The sequence below is a fragment of the Parabacteroides distasonis ATCC 8503 genome (genome assembly GCF_000012845.1).
GTDB lineage: Bacteria > Bacteroidota > Bacteroidia > Bacteroidales > Tannerellaceae > Parabacteroides > Parabacteroides distasonis.
This window is the reverse complement of record NC_009615.1, coordinates 3,274,240-3,287,682: the sequence shown is the minus strand read 5'-3', so window position 1 is coordinate 3,287,682 and position 13,443 is coordinate 3,274,240. Positions and strand designations below refer to the sequence as shown.

Genomic DNA, 13,443 nt, shown 5'->3' with positions numbered 1-13,443 from the left:
TTGCACCGGATTAGTAATATAGACAAACTGGAATAATGAAACAAATATCTACGAATTTACTCGCTGTGCTGTGTGTTATGTTGCTTTTGTTCACGGCTTGTAAGAAGAATTCTGATTTTACGGTGGAAGGTGTAGTGTCCGGCGCAGACGGCCAGATGATGTATCTGGAGAATGTAGGTGTGTCGACGGTAGAGTTGATGGACTCCGTAAAACTGACGGCGGCCGGTAAATTCAGCTTTACGAAGCCTCGTCCGGCATTCCCGGATTTTTATCGCTTGCGTCTGAATAACCAATTGATCAACTTCTCGGTAGATTCTACGGAGACGATCTCATTCGTGGCCGATGCCGGGACTTTCGCTACTTCTTATAGCGTGGAGGGCTCAGAGAATTGCAAGGCGATCAAGAATATTACCTTGGCTCAATTAGATGCGAACCAAGCGATCCATCGTTTACGGAAAGAATCTGAGTCCGGTCTGTTGGCGGATTCCGTATATTCCCGCCATGTGCTCGAGGCCGCCGAGGCTTATAAGGACGTGGCTCGTAAGTATATTTATTCCGCCCCGATGTCCGCTGCCGCTTACTTTGCCTTGTTCCAGCAAATTGACGGCTTGCTGTTCTTCGATTTGTATGACAAGAACGACTCGAAGGCTTATGGCGCCGTAGCCACCAGCTTCGATCACTATTATCCGGAAAGCCCTCGTGCTAAGCATCTGTATAACTTGGCTCTTCAATCGATAAAGGTGATTCGTAGCCAGCGCCCGATGGACTTGGATAAGGTGGAGAAGAAAGAGGTTAGTTTCTTGGATATCGAGTTGCCGGATGTACATGGGGAAAACACGAAATTGTCTTCTGTCGCTACAGGTAAGGTGGTGTTGATCAACTTCACGGCCTATATGTCCGAATGGTCTCCTGCCTTGAATATGGAATTTGGCGATTTATATACGAGGTACCACGATAAGGGCTTGGAGATTTACCAGATCTCTTTGGATAGTGATCTTCACTTCTGGAAGAACGCCGCTTCTAATTTACCTTGGACTTGCGTGCGTGATCCACAGTCGGTTTACTCTCAGACCGCAGCGTTGTATAACGTGAAACAGCTTCCGGCGATCTTTATCTTGGATCGCAAGGGAAACTTGGTTAAACGGGTGGACGACGTGAAGAAACTTGAGGCTGACATCAAGTCCGTATTGTAAATTGTTCATGATTTAATCATCAGATTTATATGTTATAAAGCACTTTCGTAAACTTGTTCATCTTAGAAAGATAACCTAACTTTGCGGAGTCTTGAAATGATAAAAAAGGGGAGTTCCGGCCATATGACTTGGTCGGGATTCTTTTTTATTATGCGATAATCAATCAATATTAATATAAAGAATAAGGAGGATTTAGTATGGCTGTTAGTTATATGACAAAGGACGGCTACGATAAGATTTTAGCTGAAATCAACTATTTGGAGACCGTGAAGCGCCCTGAAATATCAGCCCAGATCGCTGAGGCGAGGGATAAGGGTGACTTATCCGAGAACGCTGAGTACGATGCCGCCAAAGAGGCTCAAGGTATCATGGAGGCTAAGCTTGCGCAGTTAAAAGGTTTGATCTCAAACGCCCGTCTGATCGATGAGAGTCGTGTGAAAACTGATGAGGTTCAGATTTTGAACAAGGTGAAAATTAAGAATACGAAGAATAACGCTGTCATGACCTACACGTTGGTATCGGATTCGGAGGCTAACCTAAAAGAAGGAAAGATCTCCGTAAGCACGCCGATCGCCCAAGGTTTGATGGGAAAGAAGGTAGGGGATGTCGTTGAGATCCGTGTGCCTTCCGGCTTGATGACGTTTGAGATTATGGATATTTCAATTTAAAAACAGAAAGACGTATGGCAACTATTTTCAGTAGAATCGTGGCGGGTGAGATCCCTAGCCACAAGGTTGCGGAAGACGATGAGTTTTTTGCTTTCCTCGATATCAATCCGGTAGCCTTGGGGCATACCTTGGTAATTCCTAAGAAGGAGGTCGATTATATCTTTGATATCGATGATCCGATGCTGGGACGGATGGTAGCTTTCGCTAAACGGGTAGCTCGTGCTCAAGAGACCGCTATCGAGTGTAAGCGTGTAGGATTGGCTGTCATGGGTTTGGAAGTGCCCCATGCGCATATCCATTTGATTCCTATCACGAAGGAGTCCGATATGTATTTCGGCGGGAAGAAATTGGCTGTAAGTCAAGAAGAATTGGCCGAGATCGCCGCTAAGATTAGAAAAGAATTCAAATAATTGAATATAATTTTTTAATTATAAAAAATTGGTTATATTTGTACCCGCTGTTTTATGCGTGACAATATCATGCAAAGGGGACAGCAAATCATTAATATGATTCATTAGTGGTTTTTACTCATAAATTTGTTAACCTTAGAAGAAAGGCCCCTCTGTGACAGAGCGGCCTTCTTTTTTTAAACACACAATAAACATTATAAACTACTAAATTGATATCTTCATCTTACATCTTCGAATAGGATTAGGGGAGCCAAACGGCATGCCTGTTCCAACCGTGTACACCGTTCCAGTAATCATGCCAGTCATATAGCATACCGGATTGATGGATATATACGCCACATAATACAAGGGAGATAAGCCATAAGGCTAATAATATCCATCTTGCTTGCGTCGGTAAGGGACGTACCTTGAACAATTGGCAGCAAATCGCGTATATCAGGGAGAATATGGGGATGCCGATGAATAAGATCGTCCCTATGCATCCCATGATTGCCATTGACAGCGGTGCTCCGTTTATCAAGTCCGCTCCGAACGGAGAGAGATTATAGATGAATCCGGCTCCACCCATGAGCAAAGCGAATGTTACGACTACCAGAATGAATACGACTAGTACTAGCGGCGGCAACAAGAAGATTCCGGCTAATATGATGAAAAACTTCAAGATGAACCCGATGACCAGAACGAAAACATCCGCCAGCTTTTGGAAGAAGTTCCTCGGCTTATCCGAGCTGATGAAGTCGTTCACGTTATTGCTGACTTTCTCGAATCCATCTGTCACGGTCTTTCCGATATTCTCCACCGTCACGCTTTGCCCGCGCATCTCGAGTTTCTCGGTCGCCGTGCGTGCCATCGGTACTATGATCCACAACAAGAAGTAAAGCGGAACCGTGATTCCATAGAAGAACATCAGAAGGAAAAGCACGATACGTACGGCAGTCGGGTCCCAATCCATGTAGGCGGCGAAACCTCCGGCGACACCTCCCAGAATACGGTTGTCCGGGTCACGCATCAAGCGTTTCTTGGTCGTCTGGGCATGAGTCTCCTGTTGTTGCGTCCGGTAATTATCCTCGTGGTCGGTGCTTTTCTCTTCCTCCTCGAAAATCTCTTCCGGCTTACCCATCCGTTTGATCACTTCCTCTACCTGCTCGATCGTGATGACTTCGTAGCCTAAGCGGATACGCTCGTTAAGAAGCTCCGAGATACGCATCTCGAAATCATCCATGATCTCATCCGAACCTTCTTCTTTGCGGAAGTGGATACGCAGGTTCGACAGATATTTGTCTAATAATTGGTATGCGTCTTCGTCAATGTGGAAAACTGTGCCTCCCAGATTAACAGTAAGTGTCTTCTTCATCACTCTTTCGTTTTAATTGTTTCTGATGTGGTTTATTGTATTATTTAGTTCCTGCCATGAGGTCTCCAGCTCGCCGAGGAATAGTTCTCCTTTCTCGGTCAGTTGGTAATACTTGCGTGGCGGTCCTTGCGTAGATTCTATCCACTGATAACTTAATAGCTCGCTATTCTTTAATCGGGTTAAAAGAGGATATAAAGTGCCTTCCACAACGATCAACTTCGCTTCTTGTAACTTCTGAATGATATCAGAGGTGTAAGCGGGTTCTTTTTTGAGAAGCAGGAGGATGCAATATTCCAGCGTCCCTTTCCTCATTTGTGATTTTACGTTCTCTGCATTCATCTCTTTTAATTTTATGCTACAAATGTATGTATTACATATGTACTATGCAATACATGCTACTATGAATTATTATTATTTAACCGAATACTTGCACAAAAAGAGCAATTATGTGTAAAAAAAGGACTGATGTCGTGTCTTTTAGAAGAGAAAAGCGTACTTTCGCGGTATCAATTCAAAATAAGGAATTATGATTTATTATCATTTCGCCGAGTTAATACACCGTCAGGCAGAGAAATATGGGAACCGTACAGCGTTGAAACATAGAGATAACGCTACGGGGAAATGGTTGAAGATTTCTTGGAGGGAGTTTTCCGATAAAGTTATGCTTACGGCCAAGGCGATGGCTGAGTTCGGGATAAAGGTACAAGAGAATATCGGAGTTTATTCCCAGAATATGCCTCAGTGTTTATATACGGACTTCGGTGCGTATGGTAACCGGGTGGTTTCCATCCCGATGTACGCGACGAATTCTCCGGGACAAATCGAGTACATCATCAATGACGCTAAGATCCGCACGTTGTTCGTGGGTGAGCAATTGCAGTATAATAACGCTTTCAAGGTACAGAAGGACTCTAAGTATCTGGAGCGTCTGGTTGTCTTTGATCCGGCGGTCAAGATGAATCCGGAAGATAAGACGTCCATTTATTTTGATGATTTCTTGCGCTTGGGGGATAACGCGCATGCGGAGAGCACGGTGAAAATACGTATGACGGAAGCCGTTCCGGAGGATCTGGCTACCATTATATATACGTCCGGTACGACAGGTGAGTCGAAAGGCGTAATGCTTCCTCATTCTTGCTATCTGGAGGCGATGCGGATACATGATGTCCGTCTGCCTCTGGTAACCGACAAGGATCTATCCATGAGTTTCTTGCCAATGACTCATATCTTCGAGAAAGCTTGGTGCTATTATTGTCTCCATAAAGGGGTTACGATCGCTATCAACCAAGACCCGAAAATGATCCAGAAGACATTGCCGGAGGTTCATCCTACTTTGATGTGCAATGTGCCTCGTTTCTGGGAGAAGGTGTATGCGGGCGTACACGAGAAGATCAACTCCGCCTCTCCGGCCATGAAGAAGATTTTCTTGGATGCTATCGAGACCGGGCGAAAGTATAATCTGGAGTATAAGAATAAAGGTATTCCGGCCCCGTGTGGTTTGAAGTTGAAGTTTCAATTTTACAATAAAACGGTTTTCACCTTATTGAAAAGGGTATTGGGTATTGAGCGTGGACGGTTTTTCCCGGTGGCGGGCGCTCCGTTATCGGATACGGTTAATGAGTTCTTGCAGTCCGTGAATATCCCGATCGCTTATGGTTATGGACTGAGCGAGACGACGGCTACGGTTTGTTTCTACCCGGAGATCGGATTCCAGTTTGGTTCTATTGGTGAGGTAATGCCGGGAGTTCAAGTGAAAATAGATCCGGGGAATAACGAGATCTTGGTGAAAGGCAAGACCGTGATGTCCGGATATTATAATAAACCGGAAGAGACGAAGAGGGCTTTCACCGAAGATGGTTTCTTCCGTACCGGCGACGCTGGTCGTTTGGAGGGTAATACGTTATTCTTTACGGAACGAATCAAGGATTTGTATAAGACTTCAAACGGAAAATATATCGCCCCGCAAGCGATCGAGATGGTGATGAGCGGTGATAATTATATCGAGCAAATCGCTGTTATCGGCGATCAACGTAAGTTCGTGAGCGCCTTGATCGTGCCGGCTTATCCATTGTTGGAGAAGTATGCCGGGGAAAAAGGCATCTCGTTCGAGAGCCGGGAGGAGTTGGTGAAGAACAAGGATATCATTCGTTTCATCGAGGCTAGGGTAGAGGAGCATCAGAAGAACTTGGCTTCTTACGAGAAGATCAAGCGCTTTACCTTGTTGCCGGAACCTTTCATGATGGGATGTGAGCTGACGGATACGCTAAAGTTGCGCCGTCCGGTCGTATTGCAGAAGTACGCTACCGAGATAGAGGCGATGTACGAGGAATAACGAGTTTGTCGGCTATCAACTATTTCTTATCTTTGCGGTAAATTTAAAAAAGAAAAGAACATATGATCACATCAGACCAACTACATGACGTGTTGGAGCGCGATAAGGCGCTGAGGGGGTATCTTTGACATCGATAGCAAGACCATTCAGTTAGAAGAGGAGGAGCTACGTACGCAAGACCCCGGTTTCTGGGAAGACGCCAAACGTGCGGAAGTCCAGATGAAGAAAGTAAAGGAGCTAAAGAAATGGATCGAGCTTTACGGTGAGGTACATGCGGCGGCTGAGGAGCTAGAGTTGGCTTACGAATATGTAAAGGAAGAGATTATCACCGAGGAAGAGGTGGACGCGGCTTATAAGAAGGCCCTTCATTTACTGGAAGACTTGGAGTTCCGCAATATGCTTCGCGACGAGGCTGATCAAATGAGCTGCGTGCTCAAGATCAACTCGGGTGCCGGTGGTACCGAGAGCCAAGATTGGGCTTCCATGTTGATGCGTATGTATCAGCGTTGGGCTGAGAATAACGGTTATAAGATCTCTATCGCCAACTATCAGGAAGGGGATGAGGCCGGTATCAAGACCGTGACCTTCAATATTGAGGGCGATTATGCCTATGGCTATCTAAAGAGCGAGAATGGCGTGCATCGTTTGGTACGTGTATCTCCTTACAACGCCCAAGGTAAACGAATGACCTCTTTCGCCTCCGTATTCGTCACCCCGTTGGTGGATGATACGATCGAGGTAAAGGTAGAGACGGCGGCTATCTCTTGGGATACGTTCCGTTCGGGCGGCGCCGGAGGACAGAACGTGAACAAGGTGGAATCCGGAGTTCGCTTGCGTTATCAGTTCAAGGACCCGTATACAGGTGAGGAAGAAGAGATCTTGATCGAGAATACCGAGACTCGCGACCAACCCAAGAACCGTGAGAACGCTATGCGTCAATTGCGTTCCATCCTTTACGATAAGGAGTTGCAGCATCGCATGGCCGAGCAGGCCAAGGTGGAGGCCGGAAAGAAAAAGATCGAGTGGGGTTCGCAGATCCGTAGTTACGTATTCGATGACCGTCGCGTAAAAGACCATCGTACGAACTACCAGACTTCCGACGTGAACGGTGTGATGGATGGAAAGATCGACGATTTCATCAAAGCATACTTGATGGAGTTCGCCGGAGAAGAAAGTGCGGAAAAATAAGTTTTTCCCTTTAACATTTGCATATCTCGATAATAAATCGTAATATTGCACCCGATTTCAGAGCCTAGCTCTGAACAGGTCCTATAGCTCAGTTGGTTAGAGCACCTGACTCATAATCAGGGAGTCCTTGGTTCAAGCCCAAGTGGGACCACGACGGATGATCGCTAAATAACGTAATATTAGTTATTTAGCGATTTTTTATTGTACCTGCATGAACTAAAAAAGAATATGAGTGTTTGAGGTCACAATTTGTGATCTCTTTAGAGAAACGCCGCCGCCCTCGTGAATATGGAATGAAAGGCTTGGTTGATCAGGCCCGGATCGATACGGGAGTGTGTAGGGAAGGGGATTTGATGGGAGTAAGCGAACGGGAAATCCAGTTCTTCCAATATCTTGCCGGACGCTTTTCCTAAAGCCTTGATCACCCCGCCAGTAGGCATAACGATATCTTTTTTCAATGAGATCGCCCGAATACGATCGCAAGTCCGTTGGAAGAACGACTCCCGGTAATCTCGTAACACATCCTCACGTACCATGGCCTTAAAGGCTTGCTCCAGAAAATCATTCTTGAACGAGGTGGGAAGCGTACGATTCTCCAAGAAATCATGCCGGAAGTAATGGCGTACCTTGGCGAACGCCTCCTTGTCCATGATATCACGGGCGTTGCCATCCATCTCACTGAAGATGGAGCCACCGCAAAACATGAATAAACGGGTGTCCGTAAACATCTTGTCCGGATTCGCTAATAACAAGACCTGCGAGAGTAACGCCCCGATGGAATAAGCGAATAAGTTGATGGACGTATCTTCCTTGAACAAAGGATGCTCGCCGTTCTTGATCTCATGAACCAATTGCCACATATTATAAACGGATTCTCTGCCCGAGGCGTAAAAGCGTAACGGGTTTTGGGATAGCCGGCTGCTGAGGGCCACGTTGGCGAAGGTGGAGTTCGTCACGTTCGCTACCTCCTCCTTGCGTTTGCTTACCCAAGGGAGGATCGCGCGGGGATTGGCCCATAATCCCGGGGTACGGTTCATATGGAAAGCGATCGGGAACAGGATGACCGGCTTACCGGTCGTATGGGTGAGGTATTCCGCCCATGTGAGGTATTTTTCCCAAGTCCGCTCGTTCAGGCCATGCAACAGGATAATCGCCTCATTATTCTTTTTACGTCCCGAGGGCGTGAATATGGCATACGAGAAAGATTTGTTCTCTTGGATACGATCGTCTGTCATCGGACAGAATCCGGTGGGGGTAAGTCCCTTCTGGAACTCGTCGATCTCGCTGGCGCCACGGGTCTGGGTGAAGCGAAACGGGATGATCTCCAGATGGCTCTCTTCCAATTCAGTCTTTTTGTCATAAGAGAAAAGACTGTTCAGTTGCTTAGTACGAAGTGAAATATCCATAATCCTCTGATTTTTTACTGCAAACAAACAATAGAAAAACATCTCTTCAAAATAAATGGTTTAAACAGGCTTTGTTGGGGACATAAAGTGTTATTTAGGGGTGAAATCTTTTATAGAGGGGTGAATTTCGTCTGGGAAAATGATTACATTTGTTCCAAAATAGAGGCAAAAAGATGGGAATGTGGGATCAAAAAATACCAAGTTACATATACGGTAAGCAGAATATCGTGAGGCTGATTCTGTGGACGGCCTTGTTTGCGTTGGTGTTTATCAACATCTACAAGCCGTTTAGCTCCACCTCTTGGTATAAGGTCTCGGAGTTTAAGTTCTTCGTATTCTCTAGCTTGATTATCTTGACGGGAGTATTGGTGGTTGTCTTGAGCCGTATTATTCTGTTCCATTGGGGGAAGCGGCATGCTATCACGGTCCGGACTTATGCGATCTGGATCGTGCTGGAGATATTCTTCATGTCGCTTTTCTATACGATTTATACGTTGGTACTGAATCCGGAACGAGAATATATGGAAGTTTTTAACGATTCGGCGGTGAATACCAGTCTGGTTTTATTGCTCCCTTATTCCGTGCTGCACCTGTATTTCTCTTATAAAGAGAAAGAGCGGCAATTGCGATTGTTGGAGGAGAACCAGACAGAAGCGGCGGTTCGGCAAAGCGTTTTCTCTTTCTATGACGAGAAGAACGAGTTGCGCCTTTCCGTGAAGCGAAGTAACCTGCTGGTTCCAGACCTATTCTTCCTAGCGGGCTATTTCAATTCGATATTATTTTCTTTTGCGTATTGCGAGGGGCTCATGTTGAATTGCTTGGAGAAGGCCCGGCTGAAATAGGATTGCGAGTTGAAACCAACCGCCTCGGCGATCTCGTAAATCCTCATATCGCCTTGAAGGATTAACTCGGCGGCTTTCTTTAGCCGGCTGATCTTGATCAACTCGTTGGGCGTTACGTTCGACAGGCCGTTGATTTTACGGTAAAGGGTCGGACGGCTTAGATTCATCAAGTCCGCTATCATGTCCACGTCTAGGTTCACGTCGTTTATATGGCTGTCGATGATATCGTTCAGTTTCTTCAAGAACTTCTCGTCCGCCTTCGTGTAAGCCATGGATTTGATATTGGCAATCGGCGAGTTGAAATAATAGGCACGCATATTGCTCCGGTTGTTCAGCAGGTTCGTCACTTGGGTAAGCAATAGATCCATGGAGAAAGGTTTGTCGATGTAAGCGTCCGCCCCCAGCTCAAGCCCTTCCATGCGAGATTGCAAGGTGTTCTTAGCCGTTAGGAGGATGATCGGGATATGGCTGAACTCCAGATTAGTCTTTATCTTTTTCAATAAGGTGAAACCATCCATGACAGGCATCATGATATCGCTGATGATTAATTGGATGCCATATTCCTGAAGACGGGCAATCGCCTCCTCGCCATTACCGGCGGTGACAACATTGTAATGGACATTGATCTCTTGACCGATGAAATGGAGCATTTCGGTGTTATCTTCCACCACGAGAACCGTCGGGCGGGATTCTTGGGTGACATATTTCCGCTCGCTGGCAGGGTTGGTCAGGACCTCTGCTTTCTCTTCCTCTAGTTTTAATGAGTTCGGTTGGTTCACCGGCAAACGTAATCTAAAGATGATAAGCCCGGCCGGAGATTTCTCCAACGTCAACGATCCCTCGTGCATCTCCGCTAAAGAACGGGCCAAGGGTAGTCCGAGCCCGGTCCCGGATTTATGGATAGAGGAGTCATCCCGGTAGAAAGGCTCGAAGATCTTTTCTTTTATCTCCTCCGAGATGGGCTTTCCATCGTTCATGATATCGATCGTGAATCGCTCGCCATCTTGCGCCTCGAACCGGACGATGATCTTGCTTCTTGCGTATTTAATAGCGTTCGATAGGAGGTTGCTGAGTATCTTCGTGCAAGCCTCCTTATCGATAAAGGCGTAGAAAGATTTCACGTTACACTCGATAATCATTTGCAATGCCTCCTGCTCCGCCGTGTCGTGGAAACGCTCAAAGGTCTCTTGCATCAATGCGATGATGTCCGTATGTATGAAGTTTAGTTTATATCCCTCGATTTCCGTCTTCCTGAAATCCAGTAGTTGATTCACCAGATCCAGTAGCCGGTTCGCGTTTTTATCCACAATTGTCAGATAATTCTTTGCGCTGGGAGATAGCTTGATGTCCCGTGTTACTTTCTCCAGAGGACTTTTAATTAAAGTCAGGGGCGTACGTATCTCATGAGCGATATTGATGAAGAAATCAATCTTAGCTTGATAAAGCTCCTTCTCCTTTTCATTCTCGAACTCCTGCATTTTCTGCTGTATATTGGCCTTATTATGCCGGGAAATGATAAAGATCAGCAACACTACGCATCCGATAGCGATAATCCCATATAGGATTAACGCCTTGGTAGAGAGCCACCATGGGGGAAGGATCGTAATCTGGAACATCGCCGGCTCATCATTCCAAATACCGGACAGGTTCGCCGCCTTCACCTTGAACGTATAATTACCGGGCGGTAGTTTCGTGAAATAAACCCGGTTCTCGCCCACCACATGATACCATTTGGAACTTAACCCTTCCATGCAATAGGCGTATTGGGTGAGGTTGGGGGCTTGGTAGCTTAATGATGTGTAGTCGATGTAGAATGCGGACTGATTATGTTCTAAGGTGATCCCTTTTTTAAAAGTGATAGCCTCTTGGTGTAAGAAGTTATGATCTGGATCATTATAATTAATCTGTGATATATATACTTTCGGTTGAATGGAAAATTCTTGGATACTATTAGGTTGGAAGCTAATCATCCCCTTTAGTGTCCCAAAATATAATTTGTCATTATCTGTTTTTAAAGAAGAGTTATAATTGAATTGATTTGAAGTTAATCCATGTTCTTTTTTGAAGACTTTTATTTTATGGTTTTTAGGGTTGAGTCTTGCGAGGCCGTTAGCCGTACTGATCCACATGTTTCCTTTTTTATCTTCTTCAATACGGTAAATTACATTGCTAGGTAAGCCATCTTGCATATCGTATTTGGTCGTTTGTTGAGTACTACGGTCATAAATTTTGATTCCGTCACCAGTTGCGAACCATAAGTTGTTCTTACGATCTTCATAAATATTGTTTATTGTTCGGCTTGTATTTACTGTATCTAATTTAAATTCTCCGTGTTGGGAAGTAGCAGGATTATAATAATATAGTCCTTTACTCGATGTTCCAGCCCATATTACTCCATCATGATCTTCAAAAAGAGTTTGTATCCTACAATTATTAGGAAATTGGCTTAATTGCTCAAAAATGTCTTTTTGAGAATTATATTGATAGACACCAAGAGCGGTAGCTACCAGCAAATCATTGTTTTGGAGTTTATAAAGGTATACGATGATGTCGTTTTTGTTTGCATAAGGATTTACGGAAATCGTGTAATGTTTGATTATTTTCTCAGTACGGATATCCATTAAATCAATACCATTAGCGTGTGTCCCTATCCATAGGTGATTATCTATAGACGCTAATCCATGTATACAATTTTGTGAAAGGCCTTTCATGTCATTAAAAGATGTATATGAATGGTCCTTCATGTTTAGCTTATTCAATCCAGCGTCTTCTGTGCCAATCCATAGATTATTATTTTTGTCTATGCAAATATCGTGTATAATATCTCCATTGAGCGTTCTTTGTCCAGGAATATTATAGTGCCTTTTGAATTTTGAATAAGGAGGAGAGTAGCTGATACCGCCATTATCAGTACAAACCCAGATACCTCCTTCTTGATCTTTGTAGAGTTCTTTGATAGCATTGCTGGATAATGAATAGAGGTCACTTTTATTTTGCTGGATAGACATTATCGTATCATTTTGAATATCATATAAATATATGCCATTAAAAGTGCCAATCCATACTTTCTCCTTTGTCATACGAATGATATTTCTAGTATAAAGTGGAGATTTTTTTTGTTGAGGTAAAATATCTTTATATGTTTTTGTCTGTATATCGATTCGTTTTATACCATTATCTTTAGTTCCAATTAATAATATATTATCTAAAGGAGAGGCCCATATTGCTGTCATATCATCGATAGGATGATTTTTATCTAGATTCTTGATATCTAAGGCTATGAATTCATTTTTGTCATCATCTAGGAAAACGACATTACCATTCGCTGTTGTTGCCCAAATTTGGTCTTGAGGAGTTATATAAAAGGAGGTAATAGGATCACTTCCTTTATACATATAATTAAGATGCATACCTTGACTTTCATTGTATTTTACGAGTGAGTACCCATTAAGAATCATCCAGAGATTTCCTTGCTGGTCAAATTGTAGTGAATAACAGTTGATTCCTTTGGTGAAATCAATGAGTGTGAAGGAATCTGTTTGATAGTCATATTTTTGTAGCCCAAGGTTGGTACTTACCCAAATTTGTCCGGTGGGACTTTTCGCTAAGTCAAGAATATAACTGCTCATTAAAGAGCCTTTTTCTGAAGAGTAGCTCTTGAATGTATAGAATTTTTTGCTGTCAAATCTATTGAGCCCATCTCTGGTACCAAACCACATAAAGCCATAGTCGTCTTGTACGCAACATGTGACATGATTATTACTTAATCCGTCTTCCATGTCATAGGACTTAAAGTAGAATGGGGTTGCATTCAGTTCTACTAAGAAGAATAAGCATAATAGCACAATTTGAAATTTCATGAGTTGTTGATGTTTTCCATGTTTCGTTTGCAAGATATCAACTTTTTTGATTTTTGCTTTTGTAAATTAGTTTCATTCTTTTTCATATAGTCTCAATATTGATTTTCAGATTCCAATTTCTTCTAATTCTAGTTGGTTTATAGGTGTGTTGATACGAAAAGTAACAATTTTGATATGATTGAATGGTTTG

At 43.9% G+C, this 13,443-nt stretch carries 10 protein-coding genes and 1 tRNA gene; 7 read left to right on the top strand and 4 right to left on the bottom strand.

The features are described 5' to 3' along the window. Positions 1 to 35: 35 nt before the first annotated feature. The 3 genes from BDI_RS13790 (at position 36) to BDI_RS13780 (ending at position 2,271) form a co-directional block, all read left to right on the top strand. Positions 36 to 1,193, top strand: a complete 1,158-nt coding sequence (locus tag BDI_RS13790) for a TlpA disulfide reductase family protein (RefSeq protein WP_011966972.1) — start codon at positions 36 to 38, stop codon at positions 1,191 to 1,193. A 197-nt stretch (positions 1,194 to 1,390) separates the two neighbouring features. After that, positions 1,391 to 1,861, top strand: a complete 471-nt coding sequence (greA, locus tag BDI_RS13785) for a transcription elongation factor GreA (protein ID WP_005860822.1) — start codon at positions 1,391 to 1,393, stop codon at positions 1,859 to 1,861. Positions 1,862 to 1,875: 14 nt separating this feature from the next. Continuing rightward, positions 1,876 to 2,271: an HIT family protein gene (locus BDI_RS13780; protein ID WP_005860824.1), complete on the top strand. Its 396-nt coding sequence runs from the start codon at positions 1,876 to 1,878 to the stop codon at positions 2,269 to 2,271. 241 nt (positions 2,272 to 2,512) lie between these two features. Here BDI_RS13780 and BDI_RS13775 read toward each other — a convergent pair whose 3' ends face one another. Next, a complete protein-coding gene (locus BDI_RS13775) occupies positions 2,513 to 3,625 on the bottom strand; it encodes a PspC domain-containing protein (protein ID WP_009018681.1) in 1,113 nt (370 codons plus the stop codon). Positions 3,626 to 3,637: 12 nt separating this feature from the next. Beyond that, positions 3,638 to 3,964, bottom strand: a complete 327-nt coding sequence (locus BDI_RS13770; RefSeq protein ID WP_009018680.1) for a PadR family transcriptional regulator — start codon at positions 3,962 to 3,964, stop codon at positions 3,638 to 3,640. A gap of 187 nt (positions 3,965 to 4,151) precedes the next feature. Here BDI_RS13770 and BDI_RS13765 point away from each other — a divergent pair, with 187 nt between their 5' ends. The 3 genes from BDI_RS13765 (at position 4,152) to BDI_RS13755 (ending at position 7,296) form a co-directional block, all read left to right on the top strand. Further along, positions 4,152 to 5,957 carry an AMP-dependent synthetase/ligase gene (locus BDI_RS13765; RefSeq protein WP_005860830.1) on the top strand — a complete coding sequence of 602 codons (1,806 nt, stop codon included), beginning with the start codon at positions 4,152 to 4,154 and terminating at the stop codon, positions 5,955 to 5,957. A 62-nt stretch (positions 5,958 to 6,019) separates the two neighbouring features. Beyond that, a protein-coding gene (gene prfB, locus BDI_RS13760) for a peptide chain release factor 2 (protein WP_121956209.1) occupies positions 6,020 to 7,145 on the top strand; the annotation gives its coding sequence in 2 pieces (ribosomal slippage) (positions 6,020 to 6,082 and positions 6,084 to 7,145; 1,125 coding nt in all). A gap of 77 nt (positions 7,146 to 7,222) precedes the next feature. Continuing rightward, positions 7,223 to 7,296 (top strand) — tRNA-Ile (locus BDI_RS13755). A 109-nt stretch (positions 7,297 to 7,405) separates the two neighbouring features. Here the strand turns inward: BDI_RS13755 and BDI_RS13750 are convergent. After that, on the bottom strand, positions 7,406 to 8,551 hold the full coding sequence (locus BDI_RS13750) for a DUF6051 family protein (RefSeq protein WP_011966971.1): 1,146 nt from the start codon (positions 8,549 to 8,551) through the stop codon (positions 7,406 to 7,408). A 179-nt stretch (positions 8,552 to 8,730) separates the two neighbouring features. On the opposite strand from BDI_RS13750, the gene BDI_RS13745 reads away from it, so the two are divergent. Further along, the gene (locus BDI_RS13745) at positions 8,731 to 9,393 is read left to right on the top strand and encodes a hypothetical protein (RefSeq protein ID WP_227742503.1); all 663 of its coding nucleotides are present in this window, start codon (positions 8,731 to 8,733) and stop codon (positions 9,391 to 9,393) included. Here the strand turns inward: BDI_RS13745 and BDI_RS21420 are convergent. Next, positions 9,312 to 13,253 carry a two-component regulator propeller domain-containing protein gene (locus BDI_RS21420; protein WP_011966969.1) on the bottom strand — a complete coding sequence of 1,314 codons (3,942 nt, stop codon included), beginning with the start codon at positions 13,251 to 13,253 and terminating at the stop codon, positions 9,312 to 9,314. The two genes, BDI_RS13745 and BDI_RS21420, sit on opposite strands and share 82 nt — an antisense overlap. Between the last annotated feature and the right edge of the window lie 190 nt (positions 13,254 to 13,443).